Source organism: Corynebacterium sp. Marseille-P8863 (assembly GCF_946902955.1).
Taxonomy (GTDB): Bacteria; Actinomycetota; Actinomycetes; order Mycobacteriales; family Mycobacteriaceae; genus Corynebacterium; species Corynebacterium gottingense.
Genome location: NZ_CAMPQC010000013.1, coordinates 109,648 through 130,138 on the forward strand (window position 1 = coordinate 109,648; position 20,491 = coordinate 130,138).

A 20,491-nucleotide genomic window follows, 5' to 3' on the forward strand; every position below is an offset into this window, starting at 1 on the left:
TATTGAGAACGCCTGCCAACACGGATACATTAGTAATGGTTTTTGGGCTGAGTGCGCCCGCAATAACGCTGAGAGGTACCACATGAATTTGAAGAAGCACACTGGCAAACTGAGCTGCGTCGCGCTCGCGGCAGCGGTCGCGGGCACGGTTGCCCTCATGCCCGTCGCGAGTGCGCAGGACCCGTCGCTCGCTGCGGGTCTGGCAGACCTCGCCTCGAAGGCGAACGAGGCGCTCCCCTCCGTGCAGGAGGCACCTGCCGGCACGGGCTCCTATCAGGCGCACTTCACCTCCGGCGGCTGGGCCTACACCGCACTCGCACTCAACCCGTTCAATGACCGGGTTTACGCGGTGTCGAAAGCCGAGCAGGGCAAGCCGGCCAACCACCTCCTGCGTATCCACCCCGTCACCGGTGAGGTGCTCGACATGGGGCCTTTGGCGCTTGACGACGCCACGTCGACCCCCACCATCACCTCCGCCGCCTTCACCCGCGCCGGTGACCTCGTGCTCAACACCGGCGACGCCATCCACACCCTGGACCTCTCACAGGATGCGGCAGGCAGCCCCCACGAAGGCGCCCTCACCTTTGATTTCCACGCACTGGAGCAGCGCGGCGAGACCGACGCGAAGGCACCGCACGCGTGGGGCTCCCTCGGCGGCGACGCAGATGCCAACACCCTCTACGCCGTCTCTACCGGCAAGGACCCCAAGACGAAGAAGGACGTTCCCTTCCTGTGGACGCTCGACCTGCGCGAGGCCACCGTCAGCGCCGAGCCGCTCGCCGTGGCGAAGGGCGTCGACGCTGCCAAAGTGGGCGACCTGAATTACGCCTACACCAACCGCGCCGGCAACCTGGTCTTCGCGGACGACAAGGCCTCCACCGTCGAGGTGAAGGACGTTGCCACCAAGCCGCTACTCATCGCTGCGACCACCGAGGGCACCCGCGTCACCGACAACTACCTCAACCTGGCCAGCCTGCGTGCAGGGGCCTGGTACAAGCCGGTGACGGAGCCGCAGAAGCCGTCCGCAGAGTCGGCGACGCCCCGCGTCGCTACCGGTGCCCCGACGGAGCCGACCGTGAAGGCCACCGAGCAGGCATCCCCGAGCGCGAAGGAGCCCGCTCCGGCACCGGCCCCGGCTGTGCCTACGGAGGTGGCGGAAGTGACGGAGCCGAGCTCGTCGGTAAGCACTGAAGCCCCGGCGCCCACCGCGGCCGAGGCGCGCGACGTGCTGGTGACCGTGATGGACGAGAACGCGCACGCGGTCGGTGGCTACGAAGTGATTGTGGACGAGGACCCCTCGATCTACGCCAAGACGGACCGCGAGGGTCAGGCGCGCCTGTCGCTGCCCGAGGGCATGGGCGACGTGAAGGTCGCGGCTGGTGACGAGCTGTTCCCGGTCGCTGCTGGCGACACCTCGCTGCGCGTGCAGTTCAACGCGGGCGAGGCAGATGGGACCGCGACTGACACCACCTCGAAGACCGCCCCGGTGACGACGACCGAGGGTGACGAGAGCCAGACCAGCACAACTACGACGGCCGCGGCCGACCTCGAGGCGGCGAAGGTGAAGCTCACACTGCTGGACGAGGACGACAAGCCGGTGAAGCGTGTGCATCTGGAGGACCGCAACGGCGACGAGGCAGGGCGTACGAACAAAGACGGCGAGTTCACTGTCACGATTCCCGCCGGTAAGAAGAGCGTCCGCGTTCGGTTGGAAGAAGACGACGTCCCGAAGGGCTACAAGAACTCCTACTTCGCCGTCGACCGTGAGATGGACGGCGAGGAGATCCTGCTGACCAAGGACTCCAACTCTGCTGACGGCAAGTACCCGGAGAAGAACGCGCGCATCACTGTCGTGGACGAGGACGACAACCCGGTAGAGAGCGCCGTCCTGGTGTCGGGGGAGTCGATCCTCGGCATTACCAATGCCAACGGCGTGGCCGACGTGGTGATCCCGTCCGGCGACGAGCGCTTTGTGCGCATCACGCTGGACGAGGTCCCGGATGGCTACAGCAACAAGGAGCTCGTGTTCAGCCGTGAGAACAACTCCGGCGAGATCGTGCTGAAGAAGAAGGGGAGCACCACTTCTACCAAGTCCAAGCCGAAGGAGATCCTGGAGGTTATGGATGAGGTCAAGCCGCTGCTGGCCGGCATCCTCGGCCCGGTGGGCGCCGCGGCCGGTGCGTTGGGTGGCGGCAAGGCCGGAAGCAAGACGACGGGCACCAAGTCCACCTCCACTTCCACCACCGGTACCTCCACGGAGAGCACCAGCTACTCCCGCGCGAACCTCACCGGCGGCGTGTCCACCGGGCGCACCACCAGCGTGGAGCAGAAGCAGTCCGTGGTGAAGCGCACGGTGAGCAACAAGAAGTCCGGTTCCTCCCAGGATGATTCGGACGAGACGACCAAGTCCTCCAGCCGCGATGGTGATCTGGCGGAGACCGGTACGCCGATGACCACCGTTATCACCCTCGGCCTCCTACTGCTCCTGGCCGGTGGCGCCTACATGTACATGGGCCGCCGCCGCGAGGGCGAATAGCACCGGACGCAGAGGCGAACCCCCAGACACCGTGTCTGGGGGTTCTTCGTGTCTCAGGGCACTGCTAGAACACCTCGACGCGCCCGCCCAGGGATTCGATCTGCTGGAGCTGGCGCACCCACCCCGGCGCACCCGGGTGCAGGCGCATGACGGGCCGCGAGGAGATCTTCACCGGGGAGACGGACTCGCGGCGGGCGCCGGAGCGGGCGCTCATCCGGGTGTAGGCGCGGTGGCCGGACTCGGCGAGCTGCTTCATCGACGGCGTGGCGCCGGCGAGGTCGGCGCGAGCGGTGTGGAGGACCTCGATGTACTCGTCAAGCACGCGGACCAGGGATTCCGCGTTCGTCTCGCACATGTTGCGCACCAGGACCGGGTCGGTGCCCGCCACGCGCGTGCCGCCCTTGTAGGAGCCGGCGGCCAGCGACTGCGCGAGGGTCCCGCCCTTGTCGCCCACCAGGGCGAGCGCCTCTGCGAGCACGTGCGGCAGGTGGGACACGCGGGCGACCGCCTCGTCGTGCGGGTTCACCCGCACCGGCACTGCCTCGGCACCGGCGGCGGCCGCCAGCTTGCACACCTGGGCGAACAGCTGCGACCAGCACTCCGGCACGCGGTCCACTTCCAGGGCGTAGTCGTAGGTGACCACCCAGGCGGCGCGGGAGAACAGGCCCTCCTGGGACGCCACCCAGCCGGAGTGCTCGGTGCCCGCCATCGGGTGCCCGCCCACGTAGCGCTCGCCCATCCCGCGCGCGAGGACGAGGTCGTACACCGGCTTCTTCACCGAGACGACGTCCGTAAAGCCGCAGCTCGGGGCGTACTGGGCGATGGCGTCCAACACGTCGGCTACCGCCTCGAAGGGGACGGCGATGACGATGAGGGCGTCGTCGCGCTGGGCGCGCTGGAGGACGTCGATAAGCGAATTGGTTGCGTCGAACCCGTCGCGCTGCGCGGCGCGGGTGCCATTGCGGGAGTGGGTGTAGCCGTAGGCGGTGTGTCCCTGGGCTACGAGGTCGCGGAGGAGGGAGCCGCCGATGAGCCCGAGGCCGACGATGCAGACGGGCTTGAGGCGGGTGCTGGGGATCCGGGATGCGTCGCTGAGATTCACGCCCCTCATTCTAATGACAACGGCCCGCCGTGCCGACTACTGTGGGCGAACATGAGCGAGGATTACACGGGCGGCTGGGCCGTGACGGTGGCGCAGCACAACGGGGTGTGGAATGTCCGTGGGTACGCGGATGATTTTGGGGACATGGGGGCGTCGATAAGCGCGGTGCGTGCGCTGCGCAACGAGGGGCCGGCGTTTGCGATGCTCAACGTTGAGGACGATTACCTGGTGGTCGTGCGGCCCGGGCCGGTGCGCGCGCGGGTGCTGCTGTCGGACGCGACGATGGCCGTGGATGACGAGTTTGCGGAGTCCGTGCTCGCGGAGGCGGGGATCGACGCGCCCGACATCGACCCCGATGAGCTGGACATGGTCGACGCGTGGGGCGACGGTGACTTTGACATCTTTGCGGACCTCGGGGTTTCCAGCGAGCAGATCAGTGTGCTTATCGACGAAGACGCGGACCCCGAAGACCTCGCCTTCATGCTCGCCGACGAGCTCGGCTTCGGCGACGAGCTCGCGGACGCACTCGGGGATGCGGACTAGCGCACCGCAGCGCCGCGCCGAGGCCCGCATGCGCGAGGCGCTGGACCTGGCGCGCACGACCCCGGCCGGTGACGTCCCCGTCGGCGCGCTCGTCTTTGATGCGTCGGGGCGCGTCGTGGGCAGGGGAGTCAACCGCAGGGAGACGGACGGCGACCCGACCGCGCACGCCGAGGTGGAAGCGATCCGCGCCGCCGCCCGTGAGCTGGGCACGTGGCGCCTGGACGGCTGCGAGCTGGTGGTCACGCTGGAGCCGTGCACGATGTGCGCCGGTGCCATCCTCGGCGCACGCGTCGCCTCCCTGGTCTTCGGTGCGTGGGAACCCAAGACCGGGGCGGTGGGCTCGCTTTTCGACGCCCTCCGCGACCCCCACCACCTGCACACCGTCGAGGTGCGCGCGGGGGTGCTGGCGGAGGAAAACGCGGCGCTGCTGGAGGCGTTCTTCCGGGACCTTCGGTAAGCTGGGCTGCGTTAGCAACAGACTCGACCGAAAAGGAGACCGTCATGGGTTTTGAGGACAAGGCAGACCAGCTCAAGGGCAAGGCCAAGGAGGCAGCCGGCGAGGTTACGGACAACGAAAGCCTGGAGAACGAGGGCAAGGCCGACCAGCTCAAGGGCGGCGTGCGCGAGAAGCTCGAGGACGCTGGCGACGCAGTGAAGGACAAGTTCAACGAGGTCGCTGGCAAGGTCCAGGACCGCGTCGACGGCGAGAAGTAAGCCGCGGGCGGATTTGGTCTCCGGCGCACCCTACCGTTATTCTGTTTCACGGTAGCGTGTCCGAGCGGCCGAAGGTGCTCGCCTCGAAAGCGAGTGAGGGTCAAACCTCCGCGGGTTCAAATCCCGCCGCTACCGCCAAAGAAAAGTGGCGCATCCCCGGATGTTGGGGGTGCGCCACTTTTTGCGTTCGTACCTGTTTGAGCCTCTAGACTTCAATCTAGAGAGGCTAACTATATTGGCCTTACAGCGGTTCCATATCTATAGACTATGCGAAGTTTCCATAGCCAGAAATTGTGCTCACCCATAAGAACGCTGATACGACGAAAAACGCGGCGAATGTGAAGGCAAAAGCACGCCATGATCGGTCGCTAAGCCGATCCTTTTTCAACATGTAGACAGACATGGCTAATACGCCCAACACCACCAATGAAGGTAGAGGTAGCCCATAGAAAACGAAAGGTATTGGAAGCCATGTGGACAGGAGCACTCCGCCATAAAGGGTTGCGAAGCCCAAGACAATTCCAAAAAGCACTTCCGGAATGATCGTTCTTTCTTTCACAACAAATTCCTTACCAATCAGTTTATCTTGATCAGACCACCGTTCTTAGCCTGCGCATGACATTCATTGATGGCGCCCGCTGCATCTCCTTCGTGTCGCAATCCAATGTCTCGACCAATGGCATTGTTTGTTTGATCCATGTGCCCAGCTTCAGGAGAACCAGGATGGTCTGTTTCGTGGGCATCGCCAATTTTTCGTGCAAAATCTGCGTTAACCCGGATCGTTGTCAGCGCCTGCCACACACAATGCCTATCAGCGTCCTGAATGTTATTCTGCCGAGTTCAAAGAGCGAGTTCAAAGAAAAGGCGGTCCATTGCCACTAACTGCACAAACAAAAGAGCCTGTTTGACGAGATCCCCGTGACGAGCCCCTTGCGGTTCTCTCCCCGCATCTTCGTCAACCCGTCCTCGTCATCTGAGTTGTGACCCCTTTGGCCCAGCGTGCCCGACCACTATGATTGGCCGAGTACTTGAAACGTACGCAAGACCTCTCTTTCCCAACACCCGAAGGGCCGTGTGATCTGTGGCGAAGCTCCTCTTCCGGCTAGGACGATGGTCCTACCTGCGCAAATGGCGGGTGATCGTGGCGTGGCTGTGCATCCTCGGCGCGACCGCGGCGGGCGCCCTCTCGCTGATGCGGCCGTTTACCTCCGAGTTCTCCATCTCCGGCACGCCCGCCATCTCCGCGCTGGACACGTTGGAGGAGAATTTCCCCGGTGAGGGCAACGTGGCCACCGCGCCGGGCGTCAACCTGGTGTTCGCCGCGCCCGACGGCCAGTCGCTGGACAGCCCGGAATACATGCGGGCGATGGACGACACGGTCGGCTACATCGAGGACAACCTCGAGGGGCTGAGCGGCACCGACCGCTTTGGCAACCCGGTCGAGGTCAACCGCGAGCTGCAGGACATGATCGTCACCCAGATGACGGACATGGGCCTGCCGGAAGAGACGGCGAAGGCGGACGCGCACAACCTGCGCATGGTCTCGGACGACGGCCGGATCGGCTACACCACCTTCGAGTTTGGGGCCGAGTCCTCCATGACGGTGGAGCAGGCAGACCGCGACGTGGTGAACCAGGCGATGCAGATCGGCCGCGACGCCGGCCTGGAGGTGGAGGCCGGCGGCGCCGGCTTCGGCGACCCGATCGAGATCAACACCACCTCCGAGCTCATCGGCCTCGGCGTCGCCTTCCTGGTCCTGCTCATCACGTTTGGCTCCCTCGCGGCTTCCACGATCCCACTCATCACTGCGGTGGTGGGCGTGGGCATTGGCGCGCTCGCCATCGTGCTGACCACGCACTGGGTGGACCTGAACAACGTCACCCCGGTGCTCGCCGTGATGATCGGCCTGGCGGTGGGCATTGACTACGCCCTGTTCATCCTGTCCCGCTACCGCCAGGAGCGCAGGACGCTGTCCGGCCCCGACGCGGCCGGCATGGCGGTGGGCACCGCTGGGTCCTCCGTCGTGTTCGCGGGCACGACCGTGTTCGTCGCCCTGGTGGCGCTGGTGTTGGCGGGTATCGAGTTCCTCTCCTGGATGGGTCTCGCTGCCGCGCTGACGGTGCTGGTCTCCGTGCTCGTGGCGCTCACGCTCCTGCCCGCGCTGCTCGGCCTGTGGGGCGACCGCGCGTTCGCGGGCCGCATCCCGGGCGTGGCCGGCCAGCCCGGCCCCGGGAAGCGCCCCGCGAAAGATTTGGACCAAAAGTCCATGGGCCGCACCTGGGTCAACTTCGTGCGGAAGTTCCCGGCCGTGGTCATGGCGTGCGTGGTCCTGGGCCTGGGCGCGCTGGCTGCACCGGTGCTGGACTTGGAGATGGCGCTGCCGTCGGATAGCACCTCGAACCTCGACACCACCCAGCGCAAGTCGGCGGAGCTCATGGCGGAAGGCTTCGGACCTGGCGTGAACGCGCCGTTCCTCGTCGTGGTGGACGCGCACGCGGCGAACCCAGACTCGGAGATCTTGCGGCCGTACATGGACGCGATCCCGGACGAGCAGGGCGGCGACGCCGAGAAGGCGGCGCTTGCTTCCTTCCTCTACGCCGTCGGCGAGGCCGGCACGGTCAGCGGCATCCAGCACGCGCAGCTCATTGGTGTCAACGACGACATGACCGCGGCGCAGATGGTGGCCTACCCGCAGGGCGGCCCGGAGGAGGAGTACACGCTCGAGGTCGCGCACGGCCTGCGCGAGACCCTGCACCAGGTCGAGGACGCCACCGGCGTGACCATTGGCCTGACGGGGCTCACGGCGGTGCAGATGGACATCACCGAGGAGCTCAGCGGCGCGATGCCGCTCTACCTGGCGATCGTGGTTGGGCTGGCGATCCTGCTGCTCATGATCGTGTTCCGCTCCATCCTCGTGCCCGTGGTCGCGGGCCTGGGCTTCCTGCTCTCGGTCGGCGCGGCCTTCGGCGTCACGGTCCTGTTCTGGCAGGAGGGCTTCCTGGGCCTGGTCAACACGCCGACCCCGATTCTGTCCTTCCTGCCCATCTTCCTCATCGGCGTCACCTTCGGCCTGGCCATGGACTACCAGGTCTTCCTGGTCACGCGCATCCGCGAGCACTACCTCAAGCTGCGCCGCGAGGGCGACCCCGACGCGGAAATCCACGCCGTCCAGCACTCCACCGTCGACGGCTTCGCGCAGGGCGCGCGCGTGGTCACGGCCGCCGCGATCATCATGATCGCCGTCTTCGTGGCCTTCATCAACCAGCCGCTCCCATTCATCCAGATCTTCGGCTTTGCGCTCGGCGTCGCAGTGCTTTTCGACGCTTTCTTCGTCCGGATGGCACTCGTCCCGGCCACCATGTTCATCCTCGGTCGTTCGACCTGGTGGATGCCCCGCTGGCTCGACCGGATCCTGCCGCACGTGGACGTGGAGGGCACCGGCCTGGAGCGCGAGTTTGAAGACCACCGCACCAACCTTGACACTGCAGAACTGGAGCCCGCCCGATGAACCCCGCACACACCGATCTTTCCTACACCGTCGGCACTGAGCTCGAGCCCGCGCCGGGCCGCCACGGCCGCACGGGCACGATCCACACTCCGCACGGCGACATTCAGACGCCCGCGTTCATCCCCGTGGCCACGAAGGCGACGGTGAAGACGCTGACCCCGGAGCAGATCCACCAGACCGGCGCCCAGGCCATCCTGTCCAACGCCTACCACCTATACCTGCAGCCGGGCCCGGACATCGTCGACGAGGCGGGCGGCGTGGCCGCGTTTGAGCACTGGGACGGGCCGACCTACACCGACTCCGGCGGCTTCCAGGTGATGAGCCTGGGCGTCGGCTTCAAGAAGGTGCTGGCGATGGACATCGCGGACCTGGACGAGAGCGACATCCGCGCAGCCAACAAGGACCGCATGGCGCGTGTCGACGACGACGGCGTCGACTTTAAGTCCGTCATCGACGGCTCCTCGCACCGCTTCACCCCTGAGGTGAGCATGCAGATCCAGCACCAGCTGGGCGCGGACATCATGTTCGCCTTCGACGAGCTGACCACCCTGGTGGACACCCGCGACTACCAGGAGCACTCCGTGGAGCGCACCCGCCGCTGGGCGAAGCGCTGCTTGGACGAGCACGACCGCCTCACTCTGGCGCGCGAGGGCAAGCCGCTGCAGTCGCTGTGGGGCGTGGTGCAGGGCGCGCAGTACGAGGACCTGCGCCGATCCGCGGTGCGGGGCCTGCTAGACCTGGACCGTGAGGCCCGAGAGGAGGGTAAGCGCGGGTTCGGCGGATTCGGCATCGGCGGTGCGCTGGAAAAGGAGAACCTGGGCACTATCGTCGGCTGGGTCACCGACGAGTTACCCGCCGACAAGCCCCGCCACCTGCTTGGCATCTCCGAGCCGGACGACATCTTCACCGCCGTGGAGGCGGGCGCGGACACCTTCGACTGCGTCGCGCCGACCCGCCTGGGGCGCCGCGGCGGCGTGTACACCCTGGACGGGCGCATGAACCTCACCGCGGCCCGGTTCAAGCGCGACTTCGCCGGTGTGGACGAGGAGTTCGGCGGCTACGTCTCTCAGAACTACTCCCGCGCGTACATCCACCACCTGCTCAAGGCGAAGGAGTTCCTCGCTGGCACGCTGTGCACCATGCACAACCTGGAGTTCATGATCCGGCTGGTGGACAACATCCGCGCCGCCATCGACGCCGGCGAGTACGAGGCGTACCGCGACGAGTTCATGGGGCGCTACTACGCCAAGCAGCGATAGACCAAGACAATTTCGCGGGGGGCGATGTGGGAGAGCACACGGCAGTGGAAAATTGAGATCTACGACGGTGGAAATTTTTCCAGGTTTTTCGACCGCATAGGGGATGCAGAACGCGCAGTCGTACAGGCCGCGATCGAGCATGTTTTGAGGCGAAAAGGTATTGATATTTGTGCGGGAGAGTGGGGGAAACCTTGGACATGGACTATACGAGCCTAATGTTCACAGCTTTTTCATCCCCCATTCCCATCCCCCACGATCAGCATCAGGAGAGGGGGGAGCGTAGCAATGGGAAATCTTTGAAGCGTGAAAGTAGTCCGTGAACGGCTTTTGCTCAAGATGCACACATTCCTCAGAGTCCCATTCGAACGATGCCAATTCATGCCAGACCTCAAATTGTAGCCGCAAACAATGCAGATCCTTAAGGCTAAAAAAGCTGCATAGCTCTGAAATCGTAAACTCCGCAACGACTTCATCTTTGTACAGCTTAATCCGAACAACATGATGGTCAACGTCTACCGGTTCGCCACCCTCTAGGTTCCAGAGTGGGGTTTTTAACAATTTCATTAGAACCTCCTTAATTAGACTCCCCTGTAAAGTCTCCCTGGCACCGTTCCAAGTTAAAGGAATGGGGATGGTGGTGCCACGTTATATCCAGCGCAACCTCTTGTGGCCAACACACTTCACTCACGTTCCCTTTCAATTAGGGTACGCCCCAGAGTTACATGTGATGTGCTGGCATTAATGAAACACGGCGAGTAGGAAGTCTAATTCAACCCCAACTTCTGCGGCCCGAGAATTTGGCTATCTCTCTGTTCGCACTATTTATTCTTCATTTTCCACGACTTGCAATGCGTTTTGCAGACCATCGATAAGCTGGTAGGAGCGCAGTCCGTGAATGGCTAAAGTTACTAATAGGAGAACAAAGCTCCAACTATTCTGGGAAAATGAAAATATTAGTACGCCACAGATTTCGAGCTGCACTGAACCATTGGCGGGTGGAAAGGCGACGTTGACGATATGTGTTAAAACACATAGACCTGTGGATGTTCATAGCTGCAGGGGAGGTGCGGGTAATGCCCACAACGAAGTACGAAGAATTCATGAAGCCGTACAAAGAGCAAGCTTCGGTTGAAGCGAGGCGTGTGCACGAGGCGGCCGGAGATCGCAGCGCGTGACGCGATCGGCGCGACGCTAGCTGCCGCGCGTCAAAACAGGCGTCTTTCCCAGCAAGCGGTGGCCGACGGTGCCGGGATTCCGCAAGCCGAGTTCAGCCGGATCGAAAACGGGCTAGGGAACCCCACGGTTGATACTCTGCTTAAGATTCTCACCACGCTGGACTTGCAAATGACCCTGGAGTCGTCCTCCGTCTCTGTCTATAACCAGGGGAAATGAACTTTTTGCCGAAAAGTTAGTCGGCGACCGCGTCCAGCGGCGGGGTGGACGCGGCGCGCCGGGCGGGCCATAGCGCAGCCAGCGCGCCAACGATCACGGAGCCGCCCAAGACGGTGGCGATGAGACGGCCGGGGACGATGATCGTCGATAAGCCTTGGCTCTCCAGCACGGTCAGGAACGCCCAGCCGAGCCCCAGTCCGAGCAGGACGCCGAGGGCGGCACCGAAGACGGACATTTGCACCGACTCGAGCGTGATCATGGTGCGGATCTGGCGCCGCTGGGTGCCTACCGCGCGGAGCATGCCGATCTCCTGGCGGCGCTCAATAACCGAGAGCGTGAGCGTGTTGATGATGCCAAGGACCGCGATGATGACCGCCAGGGAGAGCAGCGCGTAGAGGATGAACAGCATCTGGTCGATGAGGCCCGCGGCCTCGCAGGCAACGTCCTCAGCGGAGCGGACCTGTACCACGATGTCGTGGCGCACCGCGCCCTCCAAGTTTGAGCGCAGCTGCGCTTGGTCCACGCTGCCGTCGCCGTTGACACCCACCATGAGGATGGTTTCCGCCTTCCACGTGGCCACCTTTGCCGCCGCGGCGCCGGAAACGACGAAGGTTTGCAGGATGTTGGACGGCTCGAAGATGCCGACGACCTGCGCCTCCACCGTGTCGGTGGAGACCCCGGGAGCGGCGACCTCGACCGGGTCGCCGACGTGCCAGCCGCGCTCCGCCGCGACCTCGGCGGGCGCGATGAGCGTGTTGCCGGACAGGTCGGCGGACCCTTCCACCATGGTGAGCTGCAGCAGGTCGGCGGTGTTGCCGTCGATGACGTCGGTGGCGCCGGCGGCCCCGAGCTGGTGGCCGTACTCGCCGCCAACGGTCACGGGCACCTGGCTGTAGCTGGTCACGGTCCCGACGCCCGGTGTTTCGGCGAGCCGGTCCGGCAGGTCGCTGGGCACAGGGAACGAGCCGAGCTCCGGGCCGTAGAGGACGTAGTCTGCGCTGACCTCGCTCTTAGCTACGTCGTCGACGGAGTGCTTCATCGTCGCGCCGAGCATGCCAATCACCGTGACCAGGGCGATGCCCAGCATGAGCGCGAAGGCGGTGGTGGCGGTGCGTCGCGGGTTGCGGTGCGTGTTCGTGGACGCAAGCTTGCCGACGGCACCGAACGGCAGCCCGATGGCCCGTCCAAACGGCGGCACCACCGGCAGGCTGAGCGCCGGGCCGGCGAGGAACAGGCCGGTGATCGCCGCCAACGCGGCCGCGCCCACCAGCGCAGCCCGGCGCCCGGTGGAGCCGCCGTCCCACGCCATGCCCGCGGCGGCGGCTGCGACGCCCGCACCGATGAGCAGCACGCCGGCAACCGTGCGCCATGTCAAGGGCTGGGGCGTGGCCGATTCGCTCGCGCGCATCGCCTCGACGGGGCGGGTGCGCCCCGCGCGGCGCGCCGGCGCGAGCGCGGAGAGGACCGTCACGATGGTGCCCACGACGAGCGGCACGGCGACGGCCTGCCAAGATAGCCCCACACCCGCGTCCGGCAGGTCCAGGCCGTACCAGCGCATCGTCAGCTTGATCGCGGCGACCAGGCCCACGCCGGCGGCCACGCCGAGCGCGGAGCCGAGCAGGCCAACCAGCGCGGACTCCAGTGCGACGGAGCGCGTAATCTGCCCGCGCGTCGCGCCGAGCGCGCGCAGTAGCGCGAACTCCTTGGTCCGCTGCGCCACGATCATGGAAAAGGTGTTGGCGATGAGGAACGTGCCCACCAGCAGCCCCACCAGCGCGAACGCGATGAGGAAGTAGCTGACAAAGCTCAACGCCTCGCGGATCTGCGCGCTCGTCTCCTCCGCCACGGAAGTGCCCGTGGCGATCTTCAGGTCCGGGTGCGCGGTCCGAAGCTTTTCGACGATTGCCTCGTCCCCGACACGCTCCGCCGCCACCGTGAGCGCGGGCACCGTGTCGCCGCGTGTGTAGAACTCGGTGTACGTCTCCGGGCTCACGCGGAACTGCAGCGACGTCTTCTGCGAGAGGGCGTCGTCGTAGACGCCGGTGACGATGATGTCGTGGCGCCCGTCCTTGTCCACCGCGATGAGGTGCTGCCCGAGCGTGATGCCGTAGTGCTCGGCGCCGTTGGCGTTGACGACGGCCTCGCCGAGCGCGTCCGGGGCGTGGCCCGCGGTGAGCTCCGTGGGCGCGCCGACGGAGTCTTGGGCGCCGTAGTAGACGCTGACCCGGGAGCCGCCCATCTGGGTTTGGATGGCCTCCTCATCCTCGCGAGCTGCAACGATGGACTTTTCGGCGAAAATATTGGTGCGCGCCACGTCCGGGTGCGCTGCAATCTCGTCGGCTTCTTCCCGTGAGAGGGAGCCCTGGCCCTCGCCGGGGCGCACCACCGCGTCTGTGCCGTCAAGGACCGTGCCCACCGCCGAGTCGAAGGTGGCGGACAGCATGGAGGTGAACATGAGCGCGCCGGAGAGGAACGCGGTGCCCAGTACGACCGAGAGCACCGTGAGTGCGAGCCGGAGCTTGTGGGCGGCCACGTTGCGCAGCGACACCGTTGCCATCGGGGAGGCCATCTATCCCTCCATGGCGGACATGACCCGCAGGATCGTGTCCATGTCCGGGCGCGCCAGCGAGTCGACGATGTTGCCGTCGCGCAGGAAAATCACGCGGTCGGCGTAGGAGGCGGCCCGGGCGTCGTGGGTGACAATCACCACGGTTTGGCCGTCGCGGTCCACGGAGGTGCGCAGGATGTCCAGGACCTCGGCGGAGGAGTTGGAGTCCAGGTTGCCGGTAGGCTCGTCGCCGAAGATGATGTCGGGCCGGGAGACGAGCGCGCGGGCGCAGGCGACGCGCTGCTGCTGGCCGCCGGAAAGTTCGGCGGGACGATGCGTGAGGCGTTTGGTCAGCCCGAGGCGCTGGGTGATCTCGCCGAACCACGCGCGGTCGATGGTGCGGCCCGCGATGTTGGTAGGCAGCGTGATGTTCTCCGCCGCGGTGAGGGTGGGCACGAGGTTGAAGGATTGGAAGATGAACCCGAGGCGGTCGCGTCGTAAAGCGGTGAGTGCCTTGTCGCCCAGGGCGGACAGGTCGGTCTCGCCGATGTAGGCGGAGCCGGAGGTGGCGGTGTCCAGGCCGGCCATGACGTGCATGAGGGTGGACTTGCCGGAGCCGGAGGGGCCCATGATGGCGGTGAACTCGTCGCGACGGAACTCCACGTTGACGCCGTCGAGGGCGGTCACCTGCGCCCGTAGGTTTTGACCAGGTCGACGGCGCGCGCTGCTGGCGGTGTGGCCACGGTATTACGCCGCTACTACTGCGGGCGCAGCTCGAGGACGTTGATCATGCCGCGGAGCAGGATGTCCATTACTCGGGAGGTAATGCGGTAGCAGAAGTCCTGGTTGTCGTAGGTGAGGACGCCGATGGTGGCGAGCTGTGAGACGCCGTGGATGGACGCCCACAGCGCCATCATCTGGGTGTAGAGCACCCAGGTGGAGCGCGGTCCGTCGGACTGCGAGATCGCGTCGCGCACGATGTTCATCAGGAAGGTGAACGCCTTGCCCATGTCGAAGGGCTGGGCGGTGCCGCCCTCGTCGTCGAAGGAGACGGGGACGATGGAGCGGCTGGCAATCTCGATGAGGGCGACGAATCCGACCGGGTCGGTCAGCGCGTACTGCAGGTAGCCGAAGCCGGTGGCCTTGATGTAGGTCAGGCCCGGCGAGCCTTCGGAGACGAAGCTGCTCTGGCGCAGGATCGTCTGGGTGTTGGCCTCGTCGAGGTGGACCTCAAGTTCGCGAAGGAGGGCCGCGTCGCCGTCGAAAAGCTGGCGCGCGGTACTCACCGGGAGGTCGGCTTGCTCGGCGGCGGCCTCCAGGGTCATCCCGTCGACGCTGCGGGCGACGACGACCTCGGCGGCGCCGCGGAACAGGGCCTCGCGTAACTCGTCCCTGGTGTCACGTGGCATGTCCTTGGCCTTGGTGGTAAACGGCTCGAGGATCTCGCCGTTGACGTGCTCCGGCTCGAAGGCCAGGATGTGGCCCTCCCTGATCGTGTCAACGAGGCCGGACAGCAGAGTCTGCAGGGCCGCCTGGAAGGTCTGCCGCTTCGCAGTGGGGGAGAGGTGGCGCATGATGCCAAACGTGGCCAGGTGGGCGAGGCCGTGTATCTCCGAGAGGACCGCCATGGTCTCGCGGAGGATGAGGGCTTTGTCCACCGGCATGCCCATCTCCTCGGTGAGCTCCACCAGCAGCCGGATAATGCGCGTCGTCGCCGGCGGGAAGGCGCCCAGGTCCGGGGCGTTGTCGACCTGCGCCTCAAAGCTGGGGAACTGGTGCGCCACCTTCGAGCGGCTGTACGCGGCGAAGTAGGTGGGGTTGTCCAGTGCCTGGTTGAAGTAACCGGTGGCGTTGGCGCGCAGCTTCTGCGTCACCGACGCGTCAGCGGGCAGCTTTGTCAGCTCTTGGTCGACGAAGCCACGGAGGCGCTCGTCAAGGAACGCGCTGACCTCGCTATACAGATCCTCGTCGGAGCTGAAGAGTGTCTTCGCTTCATCGACGGTGATGCCTGCCAGGTCAGCGGCTGCCGGGACGGTCAGCGCGTCGCGGCCCCCGCGGCCGAGGAGGCGGGTGGCTTGGTCCAACAGGTGCAGCTCGACGGAACCTGTGAGGCCTGTGGTCGAGACGGGGCGTTGTTCTGCATTCACCCTCACCAGTGTACCTCGTCTTCGACACCTGTCCCACCAAACCGCCGCTTCTCATTCAGTGTTTATGCACAACTTATGCGTAGCTTGGGTAACTAAAGTTTTTGCATAGAAAAAACGGGCCGCGCCCCGGGAGGGGGTACGGCCCGTCAATACGGGAACCGAGGGTTACTCGGAGCCGAGCTTGCCGTCGATGGCATCGCGAGCCTGGTCGACCTTGTCGGCCTTATCCTCGCCGAGCTTGCCCTTGGCAGCGTCCGCAGCCTTGTCCAGGCCCTTGTCGGTAGCTTCCTCGGAGTTCAGTGCATCCTTTGCCTTGTCAAAAACGCCCATTGTGCTAGATCCTTTCGTTCGGGTATTTGCTAATCCATGGCCCCTCTCGGAACCAGTGGCACCCAACGTAGCGACCAATTGCGGACGCGTCGACCAATCCGGCGGATTTTAAGAGAATTGTTACTTCGCCGTGAGGTCCGCGTGGCCAGCATTGCGCTTCTCGACGCCACGCACCCACGCAATCGTCGGGTAGGTAATGGGCAACAGCACGACCTCCAGTAGCGTCTTCCACAGGAAGCCGACCAGGACATAGTTGATGAAGTCGCCCGCCGTGCTGATGCCGATCACGCTCGCCGCGATCGCGCAGAACAGGAGCGTGTCCACAAACTCGCCCACGACGGTGGAGCCGATCAGGCGCGCCCACAGGTTGCCCGTGCCAAAGCGGTCCTTCATCTTCTGCAGGACCCAAGCGTTGGAGAGCTGGCCCACCACGTAGCCGGCCAGCGACGCCGCCACGATCTGCGGCACCAGACCCAGCACGGAGGCAAACGTGTCCTGGGCGTCGTAGAAGTCCGCGGCGGGGAGCCAGATGGCGATGTAGAAGGAGACGACCGCGAGGATGGCGATGCCAAAGCCGGTGAACACGGCGCGGCGGGCCGCCTTGAAACCGTAGACCTCGGCGAGGACGTCGCCGATGACGTAGGAGAGTGGGAAGAGGAAGAACGCGCCGTCGGTAAGCAACGGCCCCAGCGCCACGCCCTTCTGCGCGGTGATGTTGGAGATGAGGAACACCGCGCAGAAGACGGCGAGCAGGATCGGGTACGGAGAGCGGGAAACTGGGGTATTTGGGGTTGTCACGAATGAGTATTCAACCATAAGTAGGCTCGGGGCATGTCTGCTGGGAGATACGCGCCCTCGCCGAGCGGGGACCTGCACTTTGGCAACCTGCGCACCGCTGTGCTGGCGTGGCTCTTCGCTCGCCGCACCGGCCGTGACTTCTCCCTGCGCATCGAGGACATTGACTCGGAGCGTTCCAGCGCGGAATCGGCCGCGCGGCAGATCGAGGACCTCGAGGCGCTGGGCCTGGACTTCGACCCGCCGGTGACCTACCAGTCCGACAACGGGGAGCGCTACGCCGCCGCGCTGGCCACGCTGGACACCTACGAGTGCTACTGCACGCGCCGTGACATCCGCGAGGCCGCCAGCGCTCCGCACGCCCGCCCCGGCCTCTACCCGGGCACGTGCCGCGACCTCACCGACGCCGAGCGCGAGGCGAAGCGGGCCGAGCTTGCGCAGCAGGGGCGGATGCCGGCGCTGCGGCTGCGCGCCGGGGTCACCGAGTGGGCTGTGCGCGACTTCTATGCCGGCGAGGTCGTCGGGCCGGTCGATGACGTCATCCTGCGCCGCGGCGGCAACCTCAACCAGGCCCAGGCGGGGGATTGGGCGTACAACCTCGCCGTGGTTGTGGACGACGGTGAGCAGGGCATCGACCAAGTCGTGCGCGGCGACGATCTCACGTTCTCTGCGCCCGCGCAGGCCTACCTGGCCCACCTGCTGGGCTACGAGCAGCCCGAGTACGTGCACGTGCCGCTGGTGGTCAACGGGGAGGGGCGCAGGTTGGCAAAGCGTGACGGGGCGGTGACGCTGCGGGAGATGACGCGCGAGCGGCCGGTGGAGGCGGTGGTGGGGGAGATTGCGGCGTCGATAGGCTGCCCCGGCGTGGACAGCGTCGGGGAGCTGCTGACACAGTTCGACCCAGGGGCGCTACCGCGCGAACCCTGGGTCTGGAGGGGCTGACTACTCCTCGCCTTAATTGTCGCCGCGCTGTGCGAGCTGCTCGTCGATGCGCAGCAGCCCCGCGCCGTCATTGCCAACGAGCTCCAGCTTGTCGATGATGCCCTGCGCGCTCGACTCCTCTTCAACCTGCTCGGAGAGGAACCAGTTAATGGTGTCGCGGGACTCCAGATCCCCCACCTCGTCGGCGACGCGGGCGATGTGGCGAATCTCTGCCGTCACCTTCTGCTCGTGCTCAAGCGAAGCCTTGAAGGCTTCGAGCAGGCTCGCGATCTTTGGCGCGTCGAGCTCGATGCTGGCGAGCACCACGCGCTGCCCGCGGTCCTGGAGGTGCTTGGTGAACTTGGCGGCGTGCTCCACTTCTTCCTGCGCCTGCGCGATGAACCAGGTGGCAGCGCCGTCGAAACCGAGCTCTGTCATCTCGTTGGCCAGGTGGCGGTACAGGTACGCGGCGAGGTACTCCTCGGTGACCTGGGCGTTCATGACGTCGTAAAGCTTTGCGTCCATGGTGATTGGGCCTTCCTTCTACGGGGCTGATGTCGTGTGGCCCAGCCTAGCCGAAAACGGCGTACGAGTGCTGTGCCGCTACGCCACCTCTCGAAGACCCCCGGCGTCTTCATCAAACGGGGCTGTTGCCTGCCGGGGTGTGGGGGCTTCCGGTGTTTTTGGCTAGATGACGAGCGCAGGATGACGAGGATGCGGACCACGTCTCGCATCTTCGTCAAGGGGTTCTCGTCAAACAGGTCAGAACTCGCCCCGGCGCCCCGCCAGGCGCACGGCCCCCGGCAAAAATAAGGGGACCCCACGCACCTGCCAGAGCTCGCTGACCCTTGCTGCGTTCCCGCCCTGGGGGAGTTCACAAGATAAGCACCGCGTGGGATCCTGCCCCACACTGTAGCCAACAATTCCCGCGAGCTCCAAACCCCGCCAGAGCCCAATGCCTATCGACGCCCCGCCACACCCCTTGCCCAGCGGTTTTGGACCGGGTAGACGCATGCGCTAAAGTATTGCCACGACGCTGTGAGCGTTACTCATTGGAGGATTCGACTAGCGGCCTATGTCACACGCCTGGAACGCGTGCGGGTAGCAATACCCTCGTGGGTTCAAATCCCACATCCTCCGCCAACTCACCGGCACCCCGCAATCACGCGAGGTGCCGGTTTTGCGTTGCTGGGCGATCGCAGCCCCGTTGTAAGATCGGAGCAAAACGTTATCGCCTACCCACGATTGGATGCGTGAATCGCACATGGGACACACTCCGCTGACAGACCACACCCCGGAGCAGCTCGCTGAGCTGGCGCAAGAGGTCCGCGCGCAGTACGCCGACCTGCAGGCGAAGGGCCTGAAGCTGGATCTGACGCGCGGCAAGCCGTCGTCCGAGCAGCTGGACTTTGGTAACGAGCTCCTGGAGCTGCCGGGCAAGGACCGCTTCACGGACAGCTCCGGCGGCGACGTGCGCAATTACGGCGGCGGCGTGGGCATCCCGGACATCCGCAACCTGTGGGCGGAGGTGCTCGGTGTGGACCCGAAGCTGGTCATCGCCGGCGATTCCTCCTCGCTGAACATCATGTTTGACCTGGTGTCCTTCTCCTACATGTTTGGCAACAATGACTCCGCGCGCCCGTGGAAGGACGAGGAGCACGTCAAGTGGATCTGCCCGGTGCCGGGGTACGACCGCCACTTCTCCATCACCGAGCTGTTCGGCTTCGAGATGGTCACCGTGCCGATGCGCGACGGCGGCCCGGACATGGACAAGGTCGAGGAGCTGGCGAAGGACCCGCAGGTCAAGGGTATGTGGACCGTGCCCGTCTTCAGCAACCCCACCGGCACGGTCTACTCGCGCGAGGTGATCGACCGCCTCGCCGCGATGGAGACGGCCGCGCCTGATTTCCGCATCGTGTGGGACAACGCCTATGCCGTCCACACGCTCACCGACGAGTTCCCGGAGAACCCGAACGTGCTGGAGATCGCCGCGGCCGAGGGCAACCCGAACCGCTTCTGGTACATGAGCTCCACGTCCAAGATCACACACGCGGGCTCGGGCGTGGCTTTCTTTGCCTCTTCGGAGGAGAACCTTGCCTGGTACACCAAGATCGCCGGGGTGCGTGGCATCGGTCCCAACAAGCGGAACCAGCTCGCGCACGCCATGTACTTCCACGACGCGGAGGGCGTGCGCGTGGTGATGCGCAAGCACGCCGGTTCGCTCGGTCCGAAGTTTGAGGCGGTCGAGCGCGCGCTGGAGGAGCGCCTGGGCGGCTACGGCATCGCGGAGTGGACCAGGCCGGAGGGCGGTTACTTCGTGTCCCTGGACGTGCCGGACGGCACCGCGACCCGCGTGTGGCAGCTGGCCAAGGAGGCCGGCATCAAGCTCACGCAGGCGGGCTCCCCGTTCCCGCTGCACGACGACCCGCACGACCGCACCCTGCGCCTCGCGCCGTCGCTGCCGCCGCTCGATGAGGTCGTCGAGGCGATGGACGGCGTCGCGCTGTGCGTCCTCCTCGCCGCCATCGAGCAGCGTGAGGCCTAACCAGGCTGCCGAGTGGCTTGGGTCGTTGCTACCTCCCGAGCCCATGCTTATCGACGCCCGCGTGCGCCACCATCTCGCACCGCACATCCGTACCCGTCTCAGGTTCGAGGGCGAATCCGGTATCCACTTCGGAGAACCCGCAGGTGGCGGC

General features: G+C 65.4%; 18 protein-coding genes, 2 tRNA genes, 1 other RNA gene and 1 pseudogene. 11 read left to right on the forward strand and 11 right to left on the reverse strand.

Annotation, left to right across the window (positions count from 1 at the left end):
• Positions 1–82 precede the first annotated feature (82 nt).
• Positions 83–2,536, forward strand: a complete 2,454-nt coding sequence (locus OVO38_RS09540) for an LPXTG cell wall anchor domain-containing protein (RefSeq protein ID WP_267208349.1) — start codon at positions 83–85, stop codon at positions 2,534–2,536.
• Between the two features lie 64 nt (positions 2,537–2,600).
• Here the strand turns inward: OVO38_RS09540 and OVO38_RS09545 are convergent, their stop codons facing one another.
• Positions 2,601–3,647: a prephenate dehydrogenase gene (locus OVO38_RS09545; RefSeq protein ID WP_095538035.1), complete on the reverse strand. Its 1,047-nt coding sequence runs from the start codon at positions 3,645–3,647 to the stop codon at positions 2,601–2,603.
• 42 nt (positions 3,648–3,689) lie between these two features.
• Here OVO38_RS09545 and OVO38_RS09550 point away from each other — a divergent pair, with 42 nt between their 5' ends.
• From OVO38_RS09550 to OVO38_RS09565, 4 genes are all read left to right on the forward strand, one after another.
• Entirely contained in the window at positions 3,690–4,181 is a 492-nt protein-coding gene (locus OVO38_RS09550) for a tRNA adenosine deaminase-associated protein (RefSeq protein WP_095275246.1), read from the forward strand.
• Positions 4,171–4,638: a nucleoside deaminase gene (locus OVO38_RS09555; RefSeq protein ID WP_233127049.1), complete on the forward strand. Its 468-nt coding sequence runs from the start codon at positions 4,171–4,173 to the stop codon at positions 4,636–4,638. Before OVO38_RS09550 ends, OVO38_RS09555 begins: the two co-directional genes overlap by 11 nt.
• Before the next feature lie 44 nt (positions 4,639–4,682).
• Positions 4,683–4,895, forward strand: coding sequence for a CsbD family protein (locus tag OVO38_RS09560; RefSeq protein WP_095275245.1), 213 nt, complete (start codon positions 4,683–4,685; stop codon positions 4,893–4,895).
• Between the two features lie 50 nt (positions 4,896–4,945).
• Positions 4,946–5,033 (forward strand) — tRNA-Ser (locus OVO38_RS09565).
• A 127-nt stretch (positions 5,034–5,160) separates the two neighbouring features.
• Here OVO38_RS09565 and OVO38_RS09570 read toward each other — a convergent pair.
• Together OVO38_RS09570 and OVO38_RS09575 are read right to left on the reverse strand one after the other, a co-directional pair.
• The gene (locus OVO38_RS09570; protein WP_109561210.1) at positions 5,161–5,454 is read right to left on the reverse strand and encodes a hypothetical protein; all 294 of its coding nucleotides are present in this window, start codon (positions 5,452–5,454) and stop codon (positions 5,161–5,163) included.
• A gap of 17 nt (positions 5,455–5,471) precedes the next feature.
• A complete protein-coding gene (locus OVO38_RS09575; RefSeq protein ID WP_416358586.1) occupies positions 5,472–5,720 on the reverse strand; it encodes a DUF6973 domain-containing protein in 249 nt (82 codons plus the stop codon).
• A gap of 256 nt (positions 5,721–5,976) precedes the next feature.
• Between OVO38_RS09575 and OVO38_RS09580 the strand changes: the two genes are divergently transcribed.
• A complete protein-coding gene (locus OVO38_RS09580; RefSeq protein WP_267208351.1) occupies positions 5,977–8,403 on the forward strand; it encodes an MMPL family transporter in 2,427 nt (808 codons plus the stop codon).
• Positions 8,400–9,662, forward strand: a complete 1,263-nt coding sequence (gene tgt, locus OVO38_RS09585) for a tRNA guanosine(34) transglycosylase Tgt (protein WP_095546872.1) — start codon at positions 8,400–8,402, stop codon at positions 9,660–9,662. The genes OVO38_RS09580 and tgt overlap by 4 nt, the downstream gene beginning before the upstream one ends.
• A 219-nt stretch (positions 9,663–9,881) precedes the next feature.
• Here tgt and OVO38_RS09590 read toward each other — a convergent pair whose 3' ends face one another.
• The gene (locus OVO38_RS09590; RefSeq protein ID WP_267208352.1) at positions 9,882–10,226 is read right to left on the reverse strand and encodes a hypothetical protein; all 345 of its coding nucleotides are present in this window, start codon (positions 10,224–10,226) and stop codon (positions 9,882–9,884) included.
• A gap of 576 nt (positions 10,227–10,802) precedes the next feature.
• Between OVO38_RS09590 and OVO38_RS12490 the strand changes: the two genes are divergently transcribed.
• A complete protein-coding gene (locus tag OVO38_RS12490; protein WP_369825041.1) occupies positions 10,803–11,054 on the forward strand; it encodes a helix-turn-helix domain-containing protein in 252 nt (83 codons plus the stop codon).
• A 16-nt stretch (positions 11,055–11,070) separates the two neighbouring features.
• On the opposite strand, the gene OVO38_RS09595 is transcribed toward OVO38_RS12490, so the two are convergent.
• The 5 genes and pseudogenes from OVO38_RS09595 to OVO38_RS09615 form a co-directional block, all read right to left on the reverse strand.
• Positions 11,071–13,623 carry an ABC transporter permease gene (locus OVO38_RS09595; protein WP_267208353.1) on the reverse strand — a complete coding sequence of 851 codons (2,553 nt, stop codon included), beginning with the start codon at positions 13,621–13,623 and terminating at the stop codon, positions 11,071–11,073.
• Positions 13,624–14,345: pseudogene (locus tag OVO38_RS09600) on the reverse strand (ABC transporter ATP-binding protein). It abuts the gene before it with no gap.
• Between the two features lie 15 nt (positions 14,346–14,360).
• The gene (locus OVO38_RS09605) at positions 14,361–15,749 is read right to left on the reverse strand and encodes a TetR/AcrR family transcriptional regulator (protein WP_267208354.1); all 1,389 of its coding nucleotides are present in this window, start codon (positions 15,747–15,749) and stop codon (positions 14,361–14,363) included.
• 165 nt (positions 15,750–15,914) lie between these two features.
• Positions 15,915–16,079 (reverse strand): antitoxin, encoded by a 165-nt coding sequence (locus tag OVO38_RS09610; RefSeq protein ID WP_095275241.1) that lies wholly within the window; start codon positions 16,077–16,079, stop codon positions 15,915–15,917.
• Between the two features lie 120 nt (positions 16,080–16,199).
• Positions 16,200–16,895, reverse strand: a complete 696-nt coding sequence (locus OVO38_RS09615) for a queuosine precursor transporter (protein WP_095538127.1) — start codon at positions 16,893–16,895, stop codon at positions 16,200–16,202.
• Between the two features lie 15 nt (positions 16,896–16,910).
• On the opposite strand from OVO38_RS09615, the gene gluQRS reads away from it, so the two are divergent.
• Positions 16,911–17,816, forward strand: a complete 906-nt coding sequence (gluQRS, locus tag OVO38_RS09620; protein ID WP_267208355.1) for a tRNA glutamyl-Q(34) synthetase GluQRS — start codon at positions 16,911–16,913, stop codon at positions 17,814–17,816.
• A gap of 12 nt (positions 17,817–17,828) precedes the next feature.
• Here the strand turns inward: gluQRS and OVO38_RS09625 are convergent, their stop codons facing one another.
• Positions 17,829–18,320, reverse strand: coding sequence for a ferritin (locus OVO38_RS09625; protein WP_095275238.1), 492 nt, complete (start codon positions 18,318–18,320; stop codon positions 17,829–17,831).
• 281 nt (positions 18,321–18,601) lie between these two features.
• Positions 18,602–18,700, reverse strand: an RNA gene (gene ffs, locus OVO38_RS09630) — signal recognition particle sRNA small type.
• A gap of 149 nt (positions 18,701–18,849) precedes the next feature.
• Between ffs and OVO38_RS09635 the strand changes: the two genes are divergently transcribed.
• Both OVO38_RS09635 and OVO38_RS09640 read left to right on the forward strand, forming a co-directional pair.
• Positions 18,850–18,938, forward strand: a tRNA-Ser gene (locus tag OVO38_RS09635).
• 106 nt (positions 18,939–19,044) lie between these two features.
• Entirely contained in the window at positions 19,045–20,340 is a 1,296-nt protein-coding gene (locus OVO38_RS09640) for an aminotransferase class I/II-fold pyridoxal phosphate-dependent enzyme (protein ID WP_304441677.1), read from the forward strand.
• Positions 20,341–20,491 lie beyond the last annotated feature (151 nt).